The organism is Enterococcus sp. DIV0213h (assembly GCF_051711285.1).
Lineage (GTDB): Bacteria > Bacillota > Bacilli > Lactobacillales > Enterococcaceae > Enterococcus_D > Enterococcus_D casseliflavus.
This window is the reverse complement of sequence record NZ_JBIOMH010000001.1, coordinates 2,137,100-2,162,268: the sequence shown is the minus strand read 5'-3', so window position 1 is coordinate 2,162,268 and position 25,169 is coordinate 2,137,100. Positions and strand designations below refer to the sequence as shown.

Here is a 25,169-nt window from a genome sequence, read left to right as displayed (position 1 = left end):
CTTTTATGTCAAGTAGGTTGACAAATTTCAGGGAAAGATTTAAAGTAAAGAAGGTTTTATGAAAAATATACTGAAAAGAGTGTGAAATATGTCAACGAGTCGTCCTTTAGATATCTACGGCAAACCTTACAACCGTTCCTTACTGGTCATGGTTTTGCTGATCGGTACGTTTTGTACTGTTTTGAACCAAACATTGTTAACAACGGCTTTTCCAACTTTGATGGATGCCTTTGACATCTCAGCATCTGATGTTCAATGGCTGACCACTGGTTTCTTGCTGGTCAATGGGATCATGATCCCGATCACCGCATGGCTGATCAACAAGTTCAGCTCGAGAAGTCTTTACTTAACGGCAATGAGCATCTTCCTTGCAGGAACGATCGCTTGTTTTGCTGCACCGAACTTTTCTACATTATTGATTGGCCGCTTAGTGCAAGCTGCCGGTGTAGGGATCTCGATGCCGCTTTTGCAAAATATCATGTTGTCGATCTTCCCACCAGAAAAACGCGGTTCAGCCATGGGCATGTCAGGAATCGTTATTGGGTTAGCACCAGCCTTAGGCCCAACGTTATCTGGTTGGATCATTGATCATTATGACTGGCGCTATTTGTTCGGAATGGTCATTCCGATCGTCGTTTTAGTCTTAGTCTTAGCGCTCTTTCTAATGAAGAGTGTGATTGAATTGTCGCATCCGAAAATCGATCTGTTCTCAGCGATTTTATCAACCCTTGGTTTTGGTACATTGCTCTATGGCTTTTCAAGCGTCGGCGACAAAGGGTGGGGCAGTATGGAAGTAATCGGTTTTCTAGCAGCCGGTGTCTTTTTCATTGCTTTCTTTGCATGGCGTCAATTGCACATTGAGCATCCGTTCTTAGAGTTGCGCGTGTTCAAATCAACGACCTTTACCTTGGCGTCGATCCTTTCAGGGGTCACGAATATGGCGATGATCGGTGCTGAAATGGTTCTCCCATTGTATATCCAAAACATTCGTGGTGAGTCAGCGTTTCATTCAGGATTGATGTTATTGCCAGGTGCGTTGATCATGGGGATCATGATGCCGATCACTGGTGCGATCTTTGATAAGTATGGTGCAAAACGTTTAGCTATCACCGGGATGTTTATCTTGACTGCCGCAACCTTACCATTTGCTTTCTTAACAAAAGATACACCGATTTTGCATATCATCATTCTTTATGGGATTCGGATGTTCGGGATCTCAATGGTGATGATGCCAGTAACGACTTCAGGAATGAATGCCTTACCTGGTCATTTGATCAGTCACGGTACCGCGGTAAACAATACGTTCCGTCAAGTAGCCAGCTCAATTGGTACGGCTATCTTGATCAGTGTCTTGACAAACGTCACTAAGGGCAACTTGCCAAGTGATTCTTTGCTGGATGCAACGCCTTTGGCATACAAAGAAAAAGCAATCGAAGCGACTTTATCTGGCTACCATGCCGCCTTTTATGTGGCAGCGGTCTTTAGCTTCTTAGGATTCTTGATCGCCTTCTCCTTAAAGAAAAAAGAACCGCGATTGACGGTTCTTGAAGGAGGTGCGGACAAATGATCTTGCTTTTGATCGTTCTTAGCGTGTTAGGGTTTGCGGTACTGAATGTCTTTGCCAAAAACAAGCTGCAAACAGGTTTATCATTGGTCTTAGGTCTAGTCTTCGTGGCAAGTGTCGTCGCACTGATGGCCAATTTGACCTATCATTTTGGAATGGAAAAAGAAACGACTGCTAAAACAACCCCACTGGTTTCTAGTGCCGATAACGAGAATTTTGATTTGCTATTGTATCAGCCATTAGGAGATGGTACGGAAAAAATCTACCTATATAAAACGGATGCTGATCAAGAGGAACCAAAACAAACCGGTACTGATAAAGTGACTAATGTTGTGGAAACAGGGGCTGATTCAGCTCAATTAGAAACAAAAACGACGCGCTGGGTTTATAAAAGTGACCTATCACGCTTCTTGTTCGGGATCGCTGATAACGATGGCCAATATGTCAGCCGTACCAATACGTTCTCATTGCCAGATTCATGGGAAGTCTTGAGTGTGGATCAAGCAAAAAAACTGGCTTCTTTAGCGAAAGAACAAGCAGACACTATGAAAACACAAGGACAAGCCTATGTCCAAGAAAAAATGCAAGCTGCATTAATGGCTGATCCAACTATGGATGAGGCAGCCCAAAAAGCAAAAATCGCTGAATTGACAGAAGCTTATCAAAAAGAAGCGATGGCAAAATTACTAGAAGAAGCAAAAAAGTAAAAACGAGCAGATAGTCAGGGGATGGAAGAATCAAATCGGATTCTTCTGTCCCTTTTTATATGGAACGTGATACTTTTGAAAAACGGCTACCACCAAAAAAAATCCCACACACTAGAAGTGAGTGGGATTTTCTTTAGTCAAATGAGCACGCGGCAATGCGGTCGAAAGCTTCTTTTAACAAGTCCAACGATTGGGTGGCAGCTAAGCGAACATAGCCATCGCCGGTCGTTTCTCCAAAGGCTTTCCCAGGGATCATCAGCACACTGGTTTCCTTTAATAATTTCTCGACAAAGCTGACAGAGTCCAACCCCGTTTGTTCAATGTTGATGAAGGCATACATGCTTCCTTTGACTGGGGATAAGGAAAGGAAGGGGATCTCAGCAACCCGTTGTTCAATGTAGGTCAGTCGTTCCTTAAAGACAGCAACCACTTGCGGCACGAGGGTATCATAGTGATTCAATGCGTAAATACCTGCCCGTTGTGAAGGAGTTGGTGCCGAATAGGCGATCGACTCATTGATCAGTTTTGCCGTAAGATTGATCGATTCAGGTGCGATCATGTAACCGATCCGCCAGCCAGTCATGGCAAAGGCTTTTGAGAAACTGCTGAATGTGATGGTGTTCTCAGGTGCGAAGGCTGCCATCGGTACAAAGGTATCATCAAAGCAAAAGGCTTCATAGACTTCATCCGAGAGGACCAGCAAGTCATGGTCAATGGCAACTGCTGCGATTTTTTCAAAAGTTTCTGGAGAAAAAACAGCACCAGTAGGATTGTTTGGTGAATTGATAATGATCGCCCGAGTTTTCTCAGTGATGGCGGATTTTAAGACCTCGACATCGATTTGAAAGCCATCTTTTTCAAAGGTCGGGATAAAGACCGGCACACCACCGACTAGTTCGACTTGTTGTTTATAAGGTGAAAAGTATGGTTCATGAATAATCACTTCATCACCAGGATCAATGATGGCAGCCAAAGCTAAGTACATGCCATGCAATGCACCGACAGTTCCTCGTACTTGGCTAGGTGAAAAAGTAAGCTGGTATTGCTTTTGATAAAAATCAACGACAGTTTGGATAAAATCAGCACTGCCGTCTGAAGCGGTGTATTTTGTATGACCTGCTTTGACGTCAGCAAAAGCTGCTTCAATGATTGTCGCATCTGTAATCAAATCAGGATCACCAATCGACAAATCAATCAAATTTGGGGTTTTCTTCGCAAGAGTGGCGATCTCCATTAAAAGATTTTCTTCTGGTTGTAAAAAACGTTCTGCAATCAACGGACGGTTCATTTTGTCATCTCCAATTTCTATAAAACTTTGCTTAAAAAATCCTGTGTCCGCGCATTTTGCGGATGCTCAAAGATTTGTTCTGGTGTTCCTTGTTCTTGAATGATACCGTCAGCCATAAAGATGACACGATCGGCAACTTCTTTGGCGAAGCCCATTTCGTGGGTAACGACCACCATCGTCATGCCTTTTTCTGCCAAAGCTTGCATGACCGTCAACACTTCTCCGACCATTTCTGGGTCCAATGCTGAGGTTGGTTCGTCAAAGAGCATTACATCACGATCCATTGCCAACGCTCTAGCAATAGCCACCCGTTGCTGCTGCCCGCCAGAAAGGCTAGAGGGGTAACTATCCGCTTTTTCAGCTAAGCCAACTTGCTCCAGCAATCCTTTCGCTGTCTCTTCGGCAGCAGCTTGCTCTTGCTGTTTGACTTTGATCGGGCTGATAGTCAGATTTTCTAACACCGTTTTATGAGGGAATAAATTGAAGCTTTGAAAGACCATTCCCATTTTTTGACGAATCTGATCGATTTTCACCCCTTTTGCCAATAAATCATTGCCTTCGAAGGTGATTTTCCCGCCAGTCGGCTGTTCAAGAAGATTCAAGCAGCGTAAGAAAGTACTTTTCCCACTTCCTGAGGGTCCGATGATCACAACGACTTCACCAGGTGTCACTTCAAGATCAATTTCTTTTAAGACGGTATTCTCGCCAAATGTTTTCACTAATTTTTCAACTTTAATCACTAGTTTTCATTCTCCTTTCAGCAACACCCAATAGACGTGAGAGGGCGAAGGTCAATACAAAGTAGATCAATGATACGATAACGTATGGTAAAAACGGTTTGAAGCTGGCCCCTTGAACGACGCCTGTTTGGAAAATCAGTTCAGACACACCGATCACCGATACGACCGAAGACTCTTTGATGACCGTGACAAATTCATTTCCTAGAGCAGGTAAGATGTTTTTGATGGCTTGCGGGAAAATGATGAAGCGCATCGCTTGGATCTGATTCATGCCTAATGAACGAGCGGCTTCCAGCTGTCCTTTATTGACGGCATTGATCCCAGCACGGATGATTTCTGCCACATAGGCGGCACTGTTTAGTGCTAAGGCAATACAGCCGGCAGCTAATTTCGAAAGCTCTAAGCCTAACACGCCTGTTCCAAAGTATACAATAAAAATTTGTACTAACAAAGGTGTTCCCCGAACATATTCAATATAGACAGCGGCAATGACTTTCAATGCTTTTGACTTAGAAAGCTTCATAAAGGCTAACAAGCTGCCACCGATAGAGCCGAATAATACCCCAACCAAGGCTAGGAAGATCGTATAGCCAGTTCCAGTGATGTAAAAAGGCAGATATTTTTCCCAAAAGCTTTGCTCTTCATCAATCGTGCCTTCTTCGGTAAACATCAATCGATAGGCATCTTCTTTGTATTGGCTTAAAAGATCATTACTAATGATAGTTTCAATGGAGGAATTGAGTTTTTCCAGTAAAACTGGCGCTTCTTTCGAGATGGCGATCGCGGTCTCCTTCACGCCGTTTTCAAACGTGACATTTTCGGCTAATGCCAAGGTATCATTCGCCGTCACATAAGCTTCGGCGACGGGACCTTCCATCACGATCGCATCGATCTTGCGTGATTTTAGATTGGTGATCAAATCAGGCACCCTTTGCAAAGAGGTGACGGTCGAGCCAGTCAATTCTGTATTTGCCAGCTCTTCTTGTGTGGTTTGTCGTTGTGCACCGACAGCTACACCATCAAAATCAGCCGTCGATTGGAAACGATCCGCATCTTCTGCTCGAACCAGGACGGTCTGTTGGACTTCCATATAGGTGTCAGTGAAATTGACTTCTTTACGGCGCTCATCCGTAGCAGCCATCCCAGAGATGACGACATCGATTTTACCCGTTTTTAGAGCCCCTAACAGCGCGTCGAACCCAAGCTCCTCAATCTTCAGATCGACCCCTAAGTCATCTGCAATTTTTTTGGCAATCGAGATATCGATCCCCACGATTTCATTTTTTCCATCAACATTGGCACGGAATTCATATGGTGCATAATCGGCAGATAAACCCACGACCAATACACCATTTTCTTTGACTTTTTCATAGATTGGATCGGTTTCTTCTGCATGTGTTTGTCCGACAAAGAAAAACGGCAGCAACGCTGTGATGATCCCTAATAAAACAGTACCCTTACTAAACCTTTTCATGTAAACGCCCCTTTAACTTTTTCTGCGCATCTATTAAAAATGCAAATAATAACTAATAAATGTATAAAAATACATATAAGTGATAGAAACTATCATAGCATAACATCAGTTGAAGTCAATAAGTCAGAGAAAAAAAGTCAAAAATTGTTGTAGAGCGTAAAACCATTTATTCAAATTATTTGCAATCCAAGGAAGAAGAAAGTGGAAAAGGCGCAGCTGCCATTTTCTATACCCATCTATTTGAAAGGATGCTTAGAAAATAACGGATAGTGAAGAAAGAAAGCAGCTTCGCTTAAACGAGAAACAGGATCTGCAATGACAAAATAAAAAGTTGTCTGAAACAAAGCGGCAAAAACGAAACATAAGACATTTTTTGGATTTCTTGCGATAATAAAAGAGAAGAGGAGGCGATAGAATGAAGGTCGTATTGATTCGACATGGTGAAAGCGAAGCAAATTTTGAAAATTACTGGACAGGGTGGCTAGATGTTTCTCTGACCGAAAAAGGCCGACAACAAGCTTGGGCTGCGGGGGAACAGATCAAAGCATTGGGGATTTCCTTTGATTTTGCCTTTGCATCTGTGCTGCAGCGAACGATCATCACTTGCGATGCGGTTCTGGAAGCCAGCGATCAGCTTTGGGTCCCTGTGAAAAAAACATGGCGCCTAAATGAACGTCATTATGGCCAATTAGTAGGGGTCAATAAAGATGAGATGGTGGCAAAGTATGGAAAAGAACAGGTGCAAAAATGGCGACGTGGATATGATGAACCGCCTTTATATGTGGAGAAAAATGATTTAGACCGACGCTATGATTCTTTAGACCCTCGCTTGATACCTAAGGGAGAAAATCTGGGGATGGTGGTGGTGCGAGTAGTCCCATTTTGGCAAGACCAGGTGGTTCCGTTACTTAAAGATCATAAGAATATTCTCATTACTGGTCATGGGAACAGCTTGCGGGCGTTAGTCAAATACTTGGAAGACGTGCCAAAAGATGCCATGGATACGATCGATATTCCTAACGCACAGCCGATCATTTATGAGTTTGATAGCCAAGCAAACTTGATTGAACGGGCGTAATAACGAACATTTAAAGAATAAACCACAATTTCGTTTGATGTTACATCGAAAATGTGGTTTTGTTGTGCTATAATAAGAAAAATTTTATGAAAGGCGGGAGGATATGAAAGCCGTATTAACCGTTATTGGAAAAGACAAGGTTGGGATCATTGCTGGTGTTAGCCAGAAATTAGCAGAATTAGAAATCAATATTTTAGATGTGTCCCAAACGATCATGGAAGATTACTTCACGATGATGATGCTTTTAAACATGGATGCCAATCAGGATTTTGATGGTGTTCGTGAGGAGCTTCACCAAATTGGTCGTACATTAGGTGTAAAAATCAGCATTCAAAATCAAGAGATTTTTGATACCATGCACAAATTATAGGAGGCACTATGGAGACAAATCAAATACTTGAAACCATTCGCATGGTGGAAGAAGAAAACTTAGATATTCGTACCATCACAATGGGGATCTCATTATTGGATTGTATTGACGCCGACATTGATCGTACCTGTGAGAAAATTTTTCGAAAAATTACAACAAAAGCGAAAGATCTTGTCAAAGTCGGCGAAGAGATCGAAAGTGAATATGGCATTCCGATCATTAACAAGCGGATTTCGGTTACCCCTGTAGCGATCGTAGTGGCAGCTTGCCAGCCGACACCCGCAGACTGTATCAAAGTTGCGAAGACCTTGGATCGAGCGGCGCAAGAAGTCGGAGTAAATTTCATCGGCGGCTATAGCGCACTAGTAGAAAAAGGCTATCAAGGCGGCGACCTTGCATTGGTCGAATCGATTCCAGAAGCCTTGGCTCAAACCAATTTTGTCTGTTCGTCGGTCAATATTGGATCAACGAAAGCTGGGATCAACATGGATGCAGTACGTCTGATGGGAGAAACAGTCAAGAAGACGGCTGAGGCATCAGATATGGGCTGTGCGAAGCTCGTCGTCTTTGCGAATGCAGTGGAAGACAATCCCTTTATGGCGGGTGCTTTTCATGGGGTCGGTGAAGCTGATGTGGAAATCAACGTTGGTGTCAGCGGACCTGGTGTCGTCAAACGTGCCTTGGAAAAAGTCAAAGGCGAGTCCTTTGATGTTGTGGCGGAAACAGTCAAAAAAACAGCTTTCAAGATCACGCGGATGGGGCAATTGGTCGGGCGCGTAGCTTCAGAGCGCTTGGGCGTTCCATTCGGGATCGTCGATCTTTCGCTGGCGCCAACTCCTGCAGTCGGCGATAGTGTGGCATTGATTTTAGAAGAAATGGGTCTAGAATCTGTCGGTACCCACGGAACGACGGCGGCTTTGGCCTTGTTAAATGATGCAGTAAAAAAAGGCGGCGTAATGGCATGTAACCATGTTGGAGGTCTGTCGGGTGCCTTTATCCCCGTTTCTGAAGACGCAGGGATGATCAAGGCTGTAGAAGCTGGTTTATTGAATTTAGAAAAACTTGAAGCCATGACGGCGATCTGTTCTGTCGGTTTGGATATGATTGCGATTCCAGGAGATACTTCTGCTGAGACGATCGCCGCAATGATTGCGGATGAAGCAGCGATCGGCGTCATCAACCACAAGACGACAGCTGTCCGAATCATTCCAGCGAAAGACAAAAAAATCGGCGACCGCATTGAATTTGGTGGATTATTAGGGACGGCACCAGTGATGAAAACCAATCCTGCACAGTCTACTGATTTCATTTTACGTGGGGGACGTATTCCCGCTCCGATCCATTCATTCAAAAATTAATTTGTACTCCTTTACTAGGAAAATATGATAAAATGACCTTTAAAAGACCGACCCAAATGCTGTCTTTTAAAGGTTTTTTAGTCATGTAACTATTTTTTTCATGCTTAAGGCGGATGTTTTATCATTTGAAATCGAATACAATGAAAGATAACACGATGAAAAGGGGTGGTAAAATGAAGAAAATCTTCCAACTTGGGATGTTGGTTTTTGTTGGTTTGATGGGATTTTTTGTCCTTCAACCATCAATTGCCTTTGGACAGACATTTGTTCGTGATGATGCCGGGGTCCTTTCACAAGAGACAATCAAACAAATCGATACTTTGAATAAAGAGGGCTTTCAATCATTGACTGGAGCACCAGAATATGCTGTGATCACGATCCCTTCTTTAGATGGGCAATCGATTGAAGAGCGTAATTTGGAACTGTTCAATGAGTATGGTTTAGGAAATCCAGAGGACAATAATGGACTATTGTTTCTCTTTGCCATTGACGATCGTGAATTTCGTCTGGGTTATGGCGATGGACTATCCTATGTCTTCAGTGAGCTATCGGAAGATGATTTAGTGGATGAAGATGCCAAAGACGCATTACGAGATGAAGATTATGATACAGCGATATTGGCAGCTTCTAATGAAGTCTATCAGCGAATGAAAGAAGCGGATGAAACGATTGGTTTAGGGACGATCTATCAAGATGGCAAGCAAATGTTAGCAGAAAAACAGGCACAAGAAGCAGAAGCCACTAAGCAGATGTGGTTCACTATTGGTAAAATCGTCAGTGGTGTCGTAGCGGCAGCAGCTGCAGGCCTTGTCGGGTTCATCAGTTTTCGCCATCTTAAAACCAAACGGCGTTTTGAAGAGCACCTGCCATTGCCGAAACATCTGTTAGAAGATAGTCACTTCCAACAGAAAGATTTCTTGAAATGGGCTAGCAATAGAAAGAACTATCAGCGTTACCATCAGTATCAGACAGCAAAAGATTGTCAACAAGCATTTACGCAGTATGTGACGAGGACTTATGTGCCAGCGAAATTGACTTCGGTCACTGGATTGTCGACAGCGGATAAACGAGTCATCCAACACGGCTTGACGAATCCAGCAATTGGCGCCTATTTTTCAAACTTGCTGATGAAGAAACAAACCACGGTCAAACATTTCGGTCAGGTGATCCTTACACAACATGACACCTTAAAAACCTATGAAGCCCAATTAGGCAGGGAAGTGTCTGAACGGATGGCAGACTACGATTTGACTGATGCGGTGTTACCCGAAAATCTGCCTTTAGCAGATGCTTATCGAGCAGAAATAGCCAAGCAAGCCAAAGAAGAGATCAGAAGACGCAATGAGCAAGGGCGATACTTAGCTCAACTTGTGACGGAAAAAGCGACCTATCCTGAGATGGTACAAGCCATTCCAAAAGAAGTTTCTAATGTTCTAGCGGAAGTGAAAACAGATGCTTTGTTCCAAGTTGACTTGAAACAGGTTTATCAAAATCACCCAGATTTAGCAAACAAATTATCCTCATTTGATGCTTCTGATCGAGCAGCCGTTTTGAATAATGCTCGCCAAGAGTATGACCCCCATGGTATGAATATGGCGTTGTTCTTTGTAATGATGAATAATCATGTGACCCATCAAGAACAAGTCATTGCAGATACGCAAAGTTCTTCGAATGATTTTGGCGGCTTTAGCGGAGGAAGCAGCAGCGGTGGCGGTGTTTCTGGTAGCTGGTAATTTTTCGTAGTGAGGAACGTTCATTGTTCTGCAGTACATTCGCTTGCATGTAGGTTTGTGCAAGCGGAAGGATTGCATGGTCAATGGCGTTTTTTCTTGTGGAGGAAATCCCTTGATAAATAAGACAAACCAAACAAAGTGTGGTAAACTTTTTAGAGTTACAGAAAATGAATGGAACTTTCATTCATTTGAAAAAGGGAGAAAACGAGGGATATCATGTACCAATCTTACATATGGGATTTTGACGGAACACTTTACGACAGCTACCCAATCATGTTAAAAGCTTTTATCAAGACATTGAAGGAGTATGGCTTCGATCCAGATCCAGCGGAGATTTATTATATACTGAAAGATTCATCTTCCAAAAAAGTTGCTGAAAAATACAACTTAGATTTTCATGAGTTCACTAAAGCATTCAAAGCAAATGAAGCGCTGGATGATCGTTTGCCGCTTTCCTTTGCAGGAACCAAAGAAACATTAGAAGCCGTGGTTGCTGCTGGCGGAAAGAACTACATTTTGACCCACCGCGATGTCGTCTCAACGAAAGAGTTGTTAGAAAAAGAACAGATGGCAGACCTGATCGTTGAGATCGTTGGCCCAGAAAACAACTTCCCCCGCAAACCGGATCCAACTTCCCTGATTTATCTTGTTGAAAAGTATCAACTAGACAAAGATCAGACTGTCATGATCGGCGATCGCACGATGGATGTTTTTGCAGGACAAGGAGCAGGTGTCAAGACGATATTTTATGATATAGAAGGTCTCTTAAAAGATGTATCTGCCGACCATACCGTCCAATCAATGGCTGAAATACAAGAAATCATTAAGTCTTGAGAAATCAAGGCTTTTTTGTGCATAGAAAGTAAGTCATTCAGTACTCATGATGAACGGTATAAACGTAGTTCTCATTGATCTTCTAGTCTCGGCACAACAAACCAAAAACAAGTCACACCATTTTTCGACTCAGCGCCATATTCGAAGGCATGAGAAGTCAAAATGGTTTTTACGATCGCTAAGCCGATGCCGGTTCCTTCTTTATGTCCTGCTTGATGTTGGACGCGTTGGTATCTTTCCCAAATAAGTTCGAGTTGTTCTGGAGGGATATCTTTTCCAGGATTGATGACAGCAACTTTTGTTCCTGCAGATGTATTCGTTAATTTGATTAAGAGTCGTTCATTTTTAGGTGTATGGTTGATGCCATTGTTTATTAAATTACGCAAAACCTGTTCCATTTTGATGCGATCAAAAAGAGCATTTCCATTCGTACGATCTGCTTCAAAATCGACAGTGATGTCATATTGATTGGCGATCCCTCTTGCGTAAGCAACGACGGAGGAAACCACCTCGTATGTATTCCAGATTTCATTTTTAAGTTGTGTGTAGCCTGCTTGCATGATAGAGAAATCCATGATGTCATCGACCATAGCACTCATGCGGTGGGCTTCGCTGATAATTAGGTCCATATGTTCTTTTCGAAGGCGTTCGTCGCTTCCAGATACATCACGTACCATCTCCCCATAGCCAGTGATCAACGCGAGGGGGGAGCGTAGTTCATGAGAAACATTGGCAATCACTTCTTTTCGCAAGACGTCTACTCGCTGAAGTTCTGTGCTTAAGTCCGCAACCGATTCAGAAAGTGTACCTAATTCATCACTACGCTTAAGTTTGGGTACGGAATAAAGCTCACCGTTAGTTAAGCGGATGATGGCTTCTTTGATGGTTTTGATCGGGCGAATAAAATGCTGTGCTAAAAAAAAGGAGATCGTTGACGCAAAAATAGTTAATATGATGGTGAATAGAAGGAGTTGCTGTCGATTCAAGCTTTGAAGCGCTTCGATTTGAGTGATCGTATTGGAGAGCAAAAGGGCAGCTGGGCGTTGGAAAAGAGTGGTAGGAACGCCAATAAGAATGGCAGAAGACTTTTCAAAGTCTTCTACAGCACTCAGGCTCTCACCATCAAGGACAGTTGGTGCGTGAGATAACAACCAGTTGTATTCGTTGCTCAACCCATCTATGTTTAATTGTTGGCCATTGTTAAATGCCGCCAGAATTTCGCCATCCGCGTCGACTAAGAAAAGAGTCCCAACGATCGTTTTACTAAGAAAAAGTAATGGCTCTTCTGGTAAATCATCTGTATCTACTGCCATTTCTTCAATAGCGGCAGCTGTTTCCTGAACTGTTTCTAAAAGTGATTCTTTCGTTACATTGATATAATTTGGTTCAAAGAGCAAAATTTGAACAGTCCACAAAAAAGCGATGCCAATGATGACCAGCAGCATATTGGCGGACCAAAGCCGCACGAGTAATTTACTTTTGATGTAAGTAAAACCTAACCGACTAGTCTTCATAATCAAATTTATACCCAACTCCCCATACCGTTTGGATCAACTCACGGTAATCCCCTAGACGCTCTCGCAAGGACTTGATGTGTGTATCCACTGTTCTGGTATCTCCAAAATAATCAAAGCCCCAGACACCTTCTAAAATTGATTCTCGGCTCAAAGCGATATGATTATTTTTCGTCAAATAGACCAGCAGATCGAATTCTTTTGGCGTAAGCGGCAGAGGATTCCCATTGATCGTTACAGTATGAGAAAAAACATTGACTTCGAGATCACCAAAAACGATCTTTTCGAACTGAAACTGACTGCTTCGTTTCAACACAGCTTTGATGCGAGCCATCAGCTCTTTAGGGCTAAATGGCTTGGCAATATAATCATCGGCACCAAGATTGAAGCCAAAGAGTTTATCATACTCTTCCTTTCGAGCGGTAATCATAATGACTGGCGTGTTACAGCTTCCTCTGATTTCCGAAAGCGTCTGAAAGCCATCTTTTCCCGGCATCATGACATCTAGGAGGATCAAATCGAATGAATGATTGGTTAATTTTTCCAAAGTTTCTTTTCCATCCGCTGCCTCAAAACATAGATACCCTTCGATCTCCGCATAAGTTTTCACTAAGGCACGCATATGAGTATCATCATCAACGATCAATATTTTTTGCAAATTTATTCACATCCTTAAAAATAATTTATATTTTTTAAAGTATATCACAGCATAATCGCTGATTTAATAGGAAAATGACTCTTTGAAAAATAATTGTTCTTTCCCTCACAAGATCATCACAAATACCCAATACTATAGAGGTATATTCAATCGAAAGGAGCGCTTTGGCGATGTATGACTATCATATGGTCAGAAAGAAAAAAGCAAAGAAAAATCGTAAGCTAGTCGGTCATTGGTTATACATAATCAGTCTTGCGCTTTTTATGGGGTTTTCTGCACGTTTGATTTACATTGTTCAAGTCGGCGTGATTGCAGGCGTCTCTTTGTCTGAAAGAATAGAAAATTTGTATTATAGTTCAAGATCGATCGAAACAAGTCGAGGGGCGATTTTTGATCGGCAGGGGACAGTGATCGCACAAGATATTCTTTCCTATACTGTTCGAGCGGTTCTTTCTGAAGATTACATTGACAATGGACGACCCATGTATCTAGACAGAGCGCGCTTTGAGGAGACCGCAACGATTCTTTCGGAGTATTTACCTATTTCTAACGAGCAAGTTTTGTCAATCTTGTCAGATGGTGCGAATCAAACAGATCCGCCTGTCTTTCAAGTGGAATTTGGCAATGTTGGCAGTGGTCTAAGTGTGACTACTCGAAATCAAATCGAAGCGGCGTTTGATGCAGCTGGAATCAACGGTATCTATTTCGATGCTCGTTCAAGTCGCAGTTATCCGAATGGTATCTTTTCTTCACATTTGATAGGTACAACGTCAGATGATGAAGAGATTCGAGTCGGTGTTTCTGGATTAGAATATGTACTGAACGACTTTTTGAAGAATCAAAATGGGCGAGAGTCCTTTCAAGTCAATGCTTCAGGGAATCCTGTTCCCGCAACCAATCAAACCGTAGAAGAAGGAGTAGATGGGAATGATGTTTGGACGACATTAGATGCTCATCTGCAGTTATTCACTGAATCAGTGATGGATGAAGTTATGGAACAAACACGACCAGAAAATCTAACGGCTTTATTGATGGATGCGAAAACTGGGGAGATTTTAACGATGGCTCAAAGACCTAGTTTTCATCCAGAGACCCAAGAAGGAATTACGGATGAACACTTTATTTGGCGTAATCTTTTTACGGAAGAGATGTATGAACCTGGTTCGACCTTGAAGCTGGCAACCGTTGCGGCAGCTATAGATGAAGGTGTTTTTGATCCGACGGAACGCTACAATCCTGTGAGTATGCAGATTGAAGATCGAGTCATCAATGACCACGACTCCGGAGCAAATGGTGAGTTGACGATGCGGCAAGCGTTAGCTTGGTCAAGCAACACTGGGATGGTTCGACTTCAGCAACGGATCGGTTTTGATCATTGGGCACAGTATTTAACTGATTTTGGATTAGGGAAAGTTACAGGAAGTGAGCTTCCTGGGGAAGTGCCTGGGATCTTACCTTCAAGAAATCGGGTGGATTATGCCATGAGTTCCTATGGCCATGCGATCGGCGTCAATCAGATGCAGATGATGCAGCTATTTAGTGCATTTGCCAATGGTGGCGAGATGATACGTCCGCAATTGATTCGGCGAGTAGGGGAAGAGACCCAAGTTTTTCCAGAAGTCGTTTCCCAGCCTATTTCACAAGCAGCAGCTGATGCTGTTTTAGAATACATGACCGATGTAGTGACGGATGAACGTTATGGCACCGCTTATGATGTATACCAACTGACGAACCATGAGATTTCTGTCAAAACTGGGACTGCTCAGATCGCCAATGAGAATGGTCAAGGCTACATGACGGGAGAGTTTGATTATATTTATTCGGCGGTCTCCATCTACCCAACGGATGATCCACAGTTTATTCTTTACCTCACTATCAAGCGACCAGAAGAATACGATCGACATACATTAGCTAAAATCGCCAATCCCTTGATGGAGCGTTCGATGGCGCTGCAAAGTTTTCGTGAGTAAAAAAAGTTTCTTAACAGGAGCTTAAAAAGACCTAGATCATCTAAGAAATTTCATGCTGCAGCTGGTCAACTTCCCACAGGAATGATAGTCTTTAGAAAAGACAGGAAGGGTGCATCAGCGATCCAATCTAGGGATGAATGGATAAACGATCGTGCTAAAGTTAACACATAAAGATTCATTGACGGAGGTGTCATATGAAAAAAATAAAATTCTTGATCAAAAGCATTTTTCTCATCGGGCTTCTTTATTTTGCAAGCCAGGTGATCACATGGCAAGACGGGCGCTTGGCATTTCGTGATGCCCGACTCAACGAGATCACTCAATCTCTCTCGTCCCAATTTTCTCTTTCACAAGACACTTCAGCAAGGCCAGCGGCAGAAACGCCTGCCCAGACATATTTATATAATGAATCACGACAAGTGATCGAAGAAACCTTTGGGGAAGCGATCAGTGAATCAGCGAATCGGTATGGACTGAACTGGACTTCCTATCACGATGATTTTCGTAACTTCATGATGGTGATGTACGATGAACATGATATTGCGCAAGGGATCTATACGAATCAAGATACGATTCTTATCGATGACACGCTAGGTATCGGATCTTCAAAAGCAAGCGTTCGTAATCAGATGGGGACGCGTCAAGAAAGTCTACAACGAGGATCACGACGGTATCGCATCGATTCGGATGTTGACTATGATCTGTTCTTGCAAGACGATCAATTGATTACTTTTTTCTATGATGTTCATGCCGAAGATACAGTGACTGCGATCCAAATCATCAATCGCTCCCTAGAAACACGCCATGCGAATGATTTTCGCCAAAATCAAGCCGCCATTTTAACCGGTTTACGAACACAGTTATTTGAATTAACGAATGCCACCCGAGTGAAATTTGGTTTGTCACCTCTTGATTTCAGCGAAGCAACCAGTGAGACTGCCGTGAAGCATAGCCAAGATATGGCAGAACATCGATACTTTGATCATATCGGGTTAGATGGATCGACTCCATTTGATCGGATGCAAGAAGACGGGATCAGCTTCACTGCTGCAGGGGAAAATTTGGCATTTGGCCAAGCCAGCAGTATTTACGCCCATCAAGGTTTAATGAATTCAGAGGGACATCGGGCAACGATTCTAAATGATGAGTATCAATTTCTCGGGATCGGTATTGCGATCGATACCAGCGAACAGCCATATTATACAACGTTGTATCACCGAGGATCGGCGTCGTAAATTCCTGAATTGCTTGAAACTGATACTTCTTAGCTAGTGAAAAAGTCGACACGTGGAAAGTGTTGACTTTTTTTCTGTCCTTGATTACTTTTTGCGTATTTCATCTATGAGGTGGTGAAAATGGATCAATGGAAGCTGCTCAAAGACTATTGGCGATTTGCAGTTGGTGGTGCTGTTTTGATGGTTTTGCTGATCATCTGGTTTGTACCGTTCTCGCAAAACAAAGAAACAAACTGGCAATCAATGGCAGATGCAGCAGGTCAATCGTCTGAAATGGGGGAAGGTGGAACCCTTCAAGAAGATGGTCTTCACGATGAAGAGTATGAGATCGTTATCGATGTCAAAGGAGAAGTGCACCAACCGGGCATTTATCGTTTAAAATCAGGTGCGCGGATGTATGAATTGATCGAACAAGCAGGTGGTCTGACAGAAGAGGCGTTAGAAACAGCCATAAACTTAGCACAGGTGCTGCAAGATCAACAGATGGTGATCGTCCCGCATAAAGAGGATCAAGCGTTTACGGAGATGAATGCTTCAGGAGTAGGTGGCAGCCAGACAGCAGTGACACAAATCAATCTGAATCAAGCCAATGCGCAGCAACTGCAAGAACTGCCAGGCGTGGGTGCCAAAAAAGCAGAAGCAATCATCGCTTACCGCGAAGAATATGGCTTTTTTAAACAGATTGATGACCTAAAAAAGATCACAGGCATCGGAGAGAAGACCTTTGAGTCCTTGAAAGAGATGATTACAGTGACGGACTGAACCAAATAAAAGTAAGAAATACTAAGAAATGACGGTTGAAAATTCAAGAAATTCGATTAGAATAGAACTAATCAATCGCAAAGGAGCAAATGAATGAGCAATACGAGAATCCCTTGGGACCAGTATTTTATGGCGCAAGCTGTTTTACTTTCTTTACGCAGTACGTGTTCCCGACTTGAAGTCGGCGCTACATTAGTCAAAGATCGCCGAATCATCGCTGGAGGCTACAATGGCTCAGTCAGTGGCGATGTACACTGCATCGACGATGGCTGTTATGTTGTCGATGACCATTGTATTCGGACGATTCATGCAGAAATGAATGCCTTATTGCAATGTGCAAAATTAGGGGTGTCAACAGACAATGCGGAAATCTATGTGACGCATTTCCCTTGCCTTCCCTGTACGAAAGCAATTTTGCAAGCAGGGGTCAAAACGATCCATTATTTGAATGACTATCGTAACAATCAGTATGCAATGGAATTGATTCAACAAGTAGGTGCTTCCGTCCACCAAGTTGAACTTGATCCGGTGTATTTTGAAAAACTTTCATTTGGTGTGCTGAATGATGCACAACCAACAAAAGAGAACTGATTCATTTTTATTTCTTAGTATTATTTTTGCTTGTTCGGTGACTGCTTACTATGTGCAGTCCATCTTACTGGGACTCATTGCACTTTATTATTTCGGGATGCTTGTCTTAAGACGACAAGCATTTTTGTGCATGATTTGTTTTGTCGGACTGTTGCTGTTAAGTGTCCGCGTCTGTCTTTCTCGGACTGGAAACATACAAGAAGGTGAGTATGAAGGGGTAGTCAATGTGTTGCCAGACACGATCAAAATCAATGGCGATCTGCTTACGTTTGAAGCAAAATCTTCCGCAGGTAAAGTGATTGGCCGTTACACGATTTCTTCAGAGACTGAAAAACAGCAATGGCAGGATCGATCCGATTGGGGAAGAAAGCTGCTGGTGAAAGGATTTTTTTCTCTTCCTGAAAAACCACGAAACCGCCACGGGTTTGACTATTCTGCCTATCTAGCCAGTCGATCAATTATTGGCACAGTCCATATCGAGCAAGTTGTAGGAATGGAAGCAGCAGACTCAGGCTTTTCGCTTGCAAAAATTCGAGCAGATGTTATTTCTTCTGTGCAACGAATCTTCCCTGAACGCTCAGCAGCCTATATCAATGCGTTGCTCTTTGGTTTTAAAGACCATGACTTTCAAGAAGTACGTCAAATGTATCGTGCTAGTGGCTTATTGCATTTCTTTACGATCTCAGGAATGCATGTCGTCTTATTTTTCAAGTGGTTTCGCGGATGCTTCTGCCGATTGGGGTTTACGCAACAAGAAATGCTGTTGCCAATGGGGGTCTTTTTCTTGGTCGTAATTGGGATTTGTGGCGGCGGCATTAGTGTCTGGCGTGCTGTCTTGGCATTGTCGGTTACTCAAGTGACCACTCTTTATCAACAACGGCTATCGGCAAGTGATCATTATGGGATCGTCTTAACGGCTCTTTTATTCGTTGATCCCAAAGTATTGCTTCAAACCTCGGGGCAATTAAGTCTTTTGATGGCCTTCCTGATAATGATGCAGCGACCGATCAAATTGACGTGGTTTTGGCGCAGTCAGTTCCTCACGGTGCTGGCTGCGCCTGTCATAGTCTCGCTCTTTTATGAATTTCCATTATTTGGGGGCTTTTTGACGTTTGTCTTTTTACCGTTTTTTCAATTGGTTTTGCTGCCAGCCTGTTTCTTAATGTTCATTGCTGGGACGCTTTTCCCAACCATCAGTGGGCTGATTGCCCTTTTTGAAGAGCTTTTATTACTTATGGAAGTTGTCGTGGGCGCTGTAGGAGGCGTATCGATAACGGTGGGTGCCCTTCCTGCAGGATTGGCAGCTAGTTGTTGTTTGCTTGGCCTGCTCTGTTACCAAAAGAAACGGTGGCTGTTGGTGATCTGTTTTTCGCTTGTTGTACCAATCGTCTTTCAACAGAATCGCGTTTTACCCACCATTAGTTATGTCGACGTTGGTCAAGGCGATAGTATCGTTTTACAGGCAGAAAAAAATCGCGAAGTTTATGTGATCGATACTGGAGGTTCTCTATCTTTTCCGAAAGAAAACTGGCAAGAGCGCAAACGACAAGCTGCCGCGGAATCTACATTGATTCCTTTTTTGAAAGGGGAGGGAGTCAGGAAGATTACTGGTTTGTTTCTAACTCACGGGGACACGGACCATATGGGAGATGCGCTAGCATTGATGAAGGCGATTTCTGTTGAAACGTTATATCTTGTACCAGGAAGTGAACAAGATCACCGCATCGCCAAGCTTTTAAACGAACTGCCTAATCAGACAAGCGTTGTTTGGACGACGGTTGGCCAAGTGGTGGGTGATTTCCTTCAGTTGCAAGTATTGGCACCAGAATCAGGTGCAGGACAAAACGAAGATTCGATGGTGATTAAAACCAAGGTAGGGGATAAAACATTTTTGTTTACTGGCGATCTCGAACAGGCAGGGGAAAAAAAGTTGATTCATGATTATCCGAATTTAAAGGTTGATGTATTGAAACTAGGGCATCATGGCAGTCGAACCTCGACGGCACCTGAGTTTGTTGCGGCAATCGATCCCCAATTCGGGATCGTTTCAAGTGGACGGAACAATCGGTACGGGCATCCTCATGAAGAGGTGCTTGAAACGTTGGTAAATCAGACCGTTTTGCGAACCGATCAGCAAGGCATGATCCAATTTATTTGGTCTGAAAAACAACAATCATTTTTGATAAAAACGCTGCTAGACTATCCGATTGACTAATGGTAGGATAAGAATGAAAGCGGGGGGAACGATGGAATTACAAAAAGCGTTGCAAGCAATTCGAACCAAGGAGTTGCAATCGATTTATCTGGTCATCGGCAGTGAAATGTTTTTACAAGAGCAAGTTCGCACGGCCTTTTTGGAGCGTTTTTCCGTTGGGAAAGATGATCTGAATTTTGCTTCCTTTGACATGGAGAAAGATCCCCTTGATATGGTGATCCAAGAAGCTCAATCGTTGCCTTTTTTTGGCGATCAGCGATTACTGTTCGTTGAGCGGCCATTTTTCTTAACGGCTGAAAAAAAGAGCAATGCACCTGAGCATGACCTAGATGATTTTTTGAATTATATCAAAGACCCATTGGAATCATCGGTAATGGTGATTTTTGCAGATGTCGATAAATTAGATGAACGGAAAAAAATTACTAAGCAGTTGAAGAAAGCCGCAGTTGTGATTGATGTCGCACCTATGAAAGAAGCCGACGTGCGTCAGTATCTCCAACAGTCGTTGGCCAATGATGGCATCGAAATGAGCCGAGAGGCGTTTGATTTGTTTTTACGGTTAACGGATCTGCACCTATCAAAAGCGATGCAGGAGTTACAGAAACTACGGCTGTATGCAGGAAATGGCAATAAAATTACGAAAGAGATCGTCTTGCAGTTGATCCCTAAGACGTTGGAACACAATGTCTTTGAATTAACCAGCGATGTCTTAAAGGGGAACGTATCGGATGCGTTGCGCTTATATGACGATCTATTATTGCAAGGGGAAGAGACGATCAAGATCAATGCTATCTTGATCAGCCAAGTCCGTCTGCTGTTACAGGCGGCGATTTTGATGAAAATTGGCTACCAGCAAGCCAATATCGCAGAAACGTTGGGGATTCATCCGTACCGAGTGAAGTTAGCGATGCAGCAAGCTCGGGGGTTTGGAGAAAAGCAATTAGCGGCACTATATAGTGAATTAATCGAAAATGATTACTTAGTGAAAAGTGGTCAGATGGACAAAGAGTATTTGTTCCAGCTATTTGTTTTAAAACATGGCAAACAGTAAGTCAAAAAGAAAGGCGCAGCAATCATCGATTGCTGCGCCTTTCTTAATTTGCTTATTTTGCAATTTTTTTACTTAAACGAGATTTGTCGCGACTAGCTTTGTTCTTGTGGATCAATCCTTTAGTCTCAGCCATATCGATTGCTTTAACAGCATCTTTATATAACGCATCTACGTTATCAGCACCAGCTTCAACAGCTTGATCAAATTTTTTGATTGCTGTACGCATTGTGCTTACTTGAGATGAATTCTTAGCATTAGCCGCTTCGCTTGTGCGAACACGTTTGATTGCAGATTCAATGTTTGGCATGTATTTCACCTCCGAAAAAAAAGTTCAATTACGTTTAGAAAACGTATAAATCAACACTAGTCATTATACCTAATGCCAAGAGTGATTGCAATAAAAGTTGTAAAGAAATTTTACTTAACACAAAAATTTGTTTTTTGGCCGTGCTATTTTTTGCTTTATGGATTTTAAAAATGCTTCTTTACACATTTTTTACTGAATAGTTATAAAAAGTTTACACAGAAACAGCTTTCTATGCTATGATTACTTCGGAATTTTTAAATGGGGGAATCTATGTGAATATCGCTTTGTTTCTAACGATTGTGTTGTCATTAGGGGTGATTTTCGTCAACGGCTGGACGGATGCGCCGAATGCTATTGCAACCGCTGTCTCCACGAGAGTCTTACGCCCGAATATCGCCATTGGCATGGCAGTCGTCATGAATTTCTTAGGTGTGCTAGTGATGACGTATTTTAATGCGCAAGTTGCAGAAACCATCAGCAACATTGTGACTTTTGATTCAGGCGGGAGTTTTCGGGTCTCACAGATCGCATTAGCCGCTGCCTTGTTTTCAATTGTTGTTTGGACGGTCGCAGCTTGGTATTTTGGGATCCCAACTAGTGAATCTCACGCGTTGATCGCAGGACTGACTGGTGCAGCCATGGCCCTTGGTGGGTTACATGCAGTCAATGGCGAGGAGTGGCTGAAAGTTTTGATCGGTCTTGTCGTTTCTACGTTGATGGGCTTCATTGGCGGCTTTCTGATCACGAAACTGATCGTATGGCTCTTTCGCGATACCCAACGGCGAAAAGCCAACAAAATTTTTACAGTTGGTCAAGCCATTGCGGCTGGTGCCAATGCGTTCTTACATGGTGCACAAGATGGCCAAAAATTTATGGGTGTCTTCATGTTAGGGCTTTTCTACAACAATCTTGCTGAAAAGACCGGCAATGGCTTTTCGATCCCACTCTGGGTGATGGTTCTTTGTTCCTTGACCATGGGGATCGGTACTTCTGTCGGTGGGATGAAAATCATCAAATCAGTAGGGATGGATATGGTAAAACTGGAAAAATACCAGGGCTTTTCTGCAGATGTTACCGCTGCGATCTGTTTGTTCTTGTCTTCCGTATTTGGTATCCCAGTTTCAACGACCCATACAAAAACGACTGCCATCATGGGGGTAGGGGCTTCTCGACGTTTTTCTAGCGTTGATTGGCGCATCGTTAAAGAAATGATCTATGCTTGGATTTTAACGTTCCCTGGTTGCGGGTTGATTGCGTTTCTAATGGTGAAAATTTTATTGCTAATTTTGTGAGGAGAGAAAGTAATGGCACGAAAAAAAGGATTTGATTATTTTGCGGCAATGGAGCAGTTGGCAACAAATGGGCATCTAGCTGCGAAACGTTTTTCGCTGTTGATCAATGATTACTCTGAAACAGCGTTAAGTAAAGCGGCAGCTGAGATTCATGGATTAGAAAAGGAAGGCGATCAGGTGATCGCTGAGTTAACGAATGAGTTGTACGACTCATTTATCACACCGATCGATCGCGAAGACATCCTGGTCATCTCTGAGCGTTTAGATGATATTTTGGATGGCATTATGGGACTGACTTATTTATTTGAGAATTTGGTCATTACGAAGATCCGCCCTGAGACGAACTTATTTGCTGAAATGATCGTTCAAGCGACACAGGGGGTCGAAACAGCATTAAAAGAGTTTCCGAAGTTCAAAAATTCAAAAACATTGCGTCAAATGATCAACGATGTAAATACGATTGAATCAGAAGCAGATCTTTTGTATTCAAAAATGAAAAAAGCGTTGTTTACGGATGAAAAAGAAGTGCTGGAAATCATTAAATGGAAAGATATTTATGATCGCTTTGAATCGATTATCAACGACACCGAAAGTGCGGTTGATATTATCGATGGTATGGTGATCAAAAACACGTGAGGAACTAGAGAGCATTCAAACGAAAAAAAAGAGCAACTATTGCGGCAGTTACCTGCCCAAGAGTTGCTCTTTTTGCTTATAATTGGATCAGCCAATAGCCGATCAAAATGATTCCTAAAACGATGCGATACCATCCAAATACGGTAAAATCATTCCGTTTGATGTAGTTCATCAAGAAACGGATCGCGATGATCGAAACGATGAATGACACGATGGTTCCTGTCAATAAGATGACGGTTCCTTGGAAATCAAAGGCATTGCCATCTTTCAAAAACTTGAAGATTTTCAAGGCACTGGCACCAAACATGGTGGGAATACCTAAGAAAAATGAAAATTCAGCAGCAACATAACGAGAAGCGCCGATCATGATAGCACCTAAGATAGTAGCACCAGAACGAGAAGTTCCTGGGATCAATGCCAATACTTGGAACATTCCTACGATCAATGCCGCTTTGTAGGTGAACTTGTTCAAATCGGTACATTTTGGTGCTTTATTTTTGTTGCGTTTTTCTACCACGATAAAGCCGATCCCATAAACGATCAAGACGATCGAAACGGAGAAAAAGTTGTAGAAGTGCGCATCTAACCAATCATCTAACGGTAATCCGATAATAACCGATGGCAAGACCGCCACGACGACTTTAAACCATAACGTCCATGTATCTTTTTTCTCTAACTCATTTTTCTGCGGTGAAAAAGGGTTTAGTTTATGGAAATATAAGTAGACGACTGCTAAAATCGCACCCAGTTGTATGACAACATTGAACATCGTCATAAACTCGGGAGTTACATTCAATCCGATAAATTCGTTGGCTAGAATCAAGTGACCCGTGCTGCTGATTGGCAGCCATTCCGTGATCCCTTCAATGATCCCAAATAAAATCGCTTTTATGAAATTTGTAAAAAACATTGGTTCAGTCCTTTCTATGACAAAATACAACTCTTAGTATACCGTTTCCTGATTCGAATACCAATCTTTTTCCTAAAAAAAGGGGGCAGTTTTTAAAACAAAAACTGCTCCTTTCTTAAAGAAATTGATCAACTGCCAAAGGTTTCTCTTAGGATAAAAGTTCTTGAGAGAGTGCTAAGCCTTTTTTGATGTAATCGGTACTGCCCACTTCAGCAATCGTAAAGCTGCCATCTTCGTAGATCAGTCGAGTGACCGAGCCATTTTCAATATCCATGCGAACATTGTTCTCATCATTGATCAGATGCAAAAGAAAAGCGATCGTTAAGCCGTGAGACACAACTAGCGCATTGCCGCCGCCTTTTTTCTCAACGCGGTAGGCGATATCTTCAAACCCTGTTTTGACACGTTCGGTCAACACATCAAAGGTTTCCGCCCAATTGGCTGTATCTGCATGATAGATCGCATTGGCGATCGCCTCAAACGAGACATGATTGGCAATCATATCATCGTAATCAGGAAAATCAAGAATCCGTGGCAGAACGCCCCACATTTCTGCATCATAGGCACCTTCAAGTGAGCCAAAGCACCATTCACGAATCCGTTTGTCGATATGATAAGGGATCTCTGGTCCTCTGACATGTTCACCCAGTATCAGACGCATCGTTTCGATCGCGCGGCCGCTGTCACTGGATACTGCTTCCACAAAATCCACATCTCGTAACCCGAGTCCTAAATAATGGATGCCTTGTTCACCAGTACGAGTCAATGGGGTGTCGCACCAGCCTTGCACACGCTGCAATGTGTTGAACATGGTTTTCCCGTGACGCACGACATACAATTCCGTTTTTGCCATAAGTAGTAATTCCTCCTTTGGTTCGTCAT

General features: G+C 42.8%; 23 protein-coding genes. 15 read left to right on the top strand and 8 right to left on the bottom strand.

Translation table 11 applies throughout. The features are described from left to right. Window positions 1-88 precede the first annotated feature (88 nt). The gene (locus IGI77_RS10005) at window positions 89-1,567 is read left to right on the top strand and encodes an MDR family MFS transporter (RefSeq protein ID WP_010749631.1); all 1,479 of its coding nucleotides are present in this window, start codon (window positions 89-91) and stop codon (window positions 1,565-1,567) included. Beyond that, window positions 1,564-2,271 (top strand): DUF4811 domain-containing protein, encoded by a 708-nt coding sequence (locus IGI77_RS10000; protein ID WP_005230129.1) that lies wholly within the window; start codon window positions 1,564-1,566, stop codon window positions 2,269-2,271. The genes IGI77_RS10005 and IGI77_RS10000 overlap by 4 nt, the downstream gene beginning before the upstream one ends. Before the next feature lie 133 nt (window positions 2,272-2,404). Here the strand turns inward: IGI77_RS10000 and IGI77_RS09995 are convergent, their stop codons facing one another. Genes IGI77_RS09995 through IGI77_RS09985 form a run of 3 tightly spaced genes read right to left on the bottom strand, consistent with a single transcriptional unit; the run spans window position 2,405 to window position 5,773 of the window. After that, the gene (locus IGI77_RS09995; protein ID WP_438769957.1) at window positions 2,405-3,559 is read right to left on the bottom strand and encodes a pyridoxal phosphate-dependent aminotransferase; all 1,155 of its coding nucleotides are present in this window, start codon (window positions 3,557-3,559) and stop codon (window positions 2,405-2,407) included. Window positions 3,560-3,576: 17 nt separating this feature from the next. Beyond that, window positions 3,577-4,299: an amino acid ABC transporter ATP-binding protein gene (locus tag IGI77_RS09990; RefSeq protein ID WP_438769956.1), complete on the bottom strand. Its 723-nt coding sequence runs from the start codon at window positions 4,297-4,299 to the stop codon at window positions 3,577-3,579. After that, on the bottom strand, window positions 4,292-5,773 hold the full coding sequence (locus IGI77_RS09985) for an ABC transporter substrate-binding protein/permease (RefSeq protein WP_438769955.1): 1,482 nt from the start codon (window positions 5,771-5,773) through the stop codon (window positions 4,292-4,294). Before IGI77_RS09985 ends, IGI77_RS09990 begins: the two co-directional genes overlap by 8 nt. A 415-nt stretch (window positions 5,774-6,188) precedes the next feature. On the opposite strand from IGI77_RS09985, the gene IGI77_RS09980 reads away from it, so the two are divergent. The 5 genes from IGI77_RS09980 (at window position 6,189) to IGI77_RS09960 (ending at window position 11,146) form a co-directional block, all read left to right on the top strand. Next, window positions 6,189-6,851, top strand: coding sequence for a 2,3-bisphosphoglycerate-dependent phosphoglycerate mutase (locus IGI77_RS09980; protein ID WP_438769954.1), 663 nt, complete (start codon window positions 6,189-6,191; stop codon window positions 6,849-6,851). Between the two features lie 103 nt (window positions 6,852-6,954). Continuing rightward, window positions 6,955-7,221, top strand: coding sequence for an ACT domain-containing protein (locus tag IGI77_RS09975; RefSeq protein ID WP_005230142.1), 267 nt, complete (start codon window positions 6,955-6,957; stop codon window positions 7,219-7,221). 8 nt (window positions 7,222-7,229) lie between these two features. Beyond that, on the top strand, window positions 7,230-8,579 hold the full coding sequence (locus IGI77_RS09970; protein ID WP_438769953.1) for a PFL family protein: 1,350 nt from the start codon (window positions 7,230-7,232) through the stop codon (window positions 8,577-8,579). Window positions 8,580-8,719: 140 nt separating this feature from the next. Beyond that, window positions 8,720-10,312 (top strand): TPM domain-containing protein, encoded by a 1,593-nt coding sequence (locus tag IGI77_RS09965; protein ID WP_016611113.1) that lies wholly within the window; start codon window positions 8,720-8,722, stop codon window positions 10,310-10,312. A gap of 216 nt (window positions 10,313-10,528) precedes the next feature. Beyond that, window positions 10,529-11,146, top strand: a complete 618-nt coding sequence (locus IGI77_RS09960) for an HAD-IA family hydrolase (RefSeq protein WP_438769952.1) — start codon at window positions 10,529-10,531, stop codon at window positions 11,144-11,146. A gap of 71 nt (window positions 11,147-11,217) precedes the next feature. Here the strand turns inward: IGI77_RS09960 and IGI77_RS09955 are convergent, their stop codons facing one another. Together IGI77_RS09955 and IGI77_RS09950 are read right to left on the bottom strand one after the other, a co-directional pair. Further along, window positions 11,218-12,660 carry an ATP-binding protein gene (locus IGI77_RS09955; protein WP_438770527.1) on the bottom strand — a complete coding sequence of 481 codons (1,443 nt, stop codon included), beginning with the start codon at window positions 12,658-12,660 and terminating at the stop codon, window positions 11,218-11,220. Further along, a complete protein-coding gene (locus IGI77_RS09950) occupies window positions 12,650-13,318 on the bottom strand; it encodes a response regulator transcription factor (protein WP_005230154.1) in 669 nt (222 codons plus the stop codon). The genes IGI77_RS09955 and IGI77_RS09950 overlap by 11 nt, the downstream gene beginning before the upstream one ends. A gap of 170 nt (window positions 13,319-13,488) precedes the next feature. On the opposite strand from IGI77_RS09950, the gene IGI77_RS09945 reads away from it, so the two are divergent. The 6 genes from IGI77_RS09945 (at window position 13,489) to holA (ending at window position 21,142) form a co-directional block, all read left to right on the top strand. Further along, window positions 13,489-15,288: a penicillin-binding transpeptidase domain-containing protein gene (locus IGI77_RS09945; RefSeq protein ID WP_213357360.1), complete on the top strand. Its 1,800-nt coding sequence runs from the start codon at window positions 13,489-13,491 to the stop codon at window positions 15,286-15,288. Window positions 15,289-15,482: 194 nt separating this feature from the next. Then, on the top strand, window positions 15,483-16,523 hold the full coding sequence (locus IGI77_RS09940; protein ID WP_438769951.1) for a CAP-associated domain-containing protein: 1,041 nt from the start codon (window positions 15,483-15,485) through the stop codon (window positions 16,521-16,523). A 120-nt stretch (window positions 16,524-16,643) separates the two neighbouring features. Then, the gene (locus IGI77_RS09935; RefSeq protein WP_015509847.1) at window positions 16,644-17,285 is read left to right on the top strand and encodes a helix-hairpin-helix domain-containing protein; all 642 of its coding nucleotides are present in this window, start codon (window positions 16,644-16,646) and stop codon (window positions 17,283-17,285) included. A 93-nt stretch (window positions 17,286-17,378) separates the two neighbouring features. Continuing rightward, window positions 17,379-17,876 carry a ComE operon protein 2 gene (locus tag IGI77_RS09930; RefSeq protein WP_005230159.1) on the top strand — a complete coding sequence of 166 codons (498 nt, stop codon included), beginning with the start codon at window positions 17,379-17,381 and terminating at the stop codon, window positions 17,874-17,876. Continuing rightward, window positions 17,848-20,091: a DNA internalization-related competence protein ComEC/Rec2 gene (locus tag IGI77_RS09925; protein ID WP_438769949.1), complete on the top strand. Its 2,244-nt coding sequence runs from the start codon at window positions 17,848-17,850 to the stop codon at window positions 20,089-20,091. Before IGI77_RS09930 ends, IGI77_RS09925 begins: the two co-directional genes overlap by 29 nt. Before the next feature lie 31 nt (window positions 20,092-20,122). Then, window positions 20,123-21,142 carry a DNA polymerase III subunit delta gene (gene holA / locus IGI77_RS09920; RefSeq protein WP_034869424.1) on the top strand — a complete coding sequence of 340 codons (1,020 nt, stop codon included), beginning with the start codon at window positions 20,123-20,125 and terminating at the stop codon, window positions 21,140-21,142. Window positions 21,143-21,194: 52 nt separating this feature from the next. Here the strand turns inward: holA and rpsT are convergent, their stop codons facing one another. Next, window positions 21,195-21,449: a 30S ribosomal protein S20 gene (rpsT, locus tag IGI77_RS09915; protein WP_005230162.1), complete on the bottom strand. Its 255-nt coding sequence runs from the start codon at window positions 21,447-21,449 to the stop codon at window positions 21,195-21,197. Between the two features lie 236 nt (window positions 21,450-21,685). Between rpsT and IGI77_RS09910 the strand changes: the two genes are divergently transcribed. Together IGI77_RS09910 and IGI77_RS09905 are read left to right on the top strand one after the other, a co-directional pair. Further along, window positions 21,686-22,741 (top strand): inorganic phosphate transporter, encoded by a 1,056-nt coding sequence (locus IGI77_RS09910; protein ID WP_005230169.1) that lies wholly within the window; start codon window positions 21,686-21,688, stop codon window positions 22,739-22,741. 12 nt (window positions 22,742-22,753) lie between these two features. After that, window positions 22,754-23,377 (top strand): DUF47 domain-containing protein, encoded by a 624-nt coding sequence (locus IGI77_RS09905; protein WP_284591683.1) that lies wholly within the window; start codon window positions 22,754-22,756, stop codon window positions 23,375-23,377. Window positions 23,378-23,453: 76 nt separating this feature from the next. Here the strand turns inward: IGI77_RS09905 and IGI77_RS09900 are convergent, their stop codons facing one another. Together IGI77_RS09900 and IGI77_RS09895 are read right to left on the bottom strand one after the other, a co-directional pair. Further along, window positions 23,454-24,287 carry an undecaprenyl-diphosphate phosphatase gene (locus tag IGI77_RS09900; protein WP_015509843.1) on the bottom strand — a complete coding sequence of 278 codons (834 nt, stop codon included), beginning with the start codon at window positions 24,285-24,287 and terminating at the stop codon, window positions 23,454-23,456. A gap of 148 nt (window positions 24,288-24,435) precedes the next feature. Continuing rightward, window positions 24,436-25,140 carry a histidine phosphatase family protein gene (locus IGI77_RS09895; protein ID WP_118215872.1) on the bottom strand — a complete coding sequence of 235 codons (705 nt, stop codon included), beginning with the start codon at window positions 25,138-25,140 and terminating at the stop codon, window positions 24,436-24,438. Window positions 25,141-25,169: the final 29 nt, after the last annotated feature.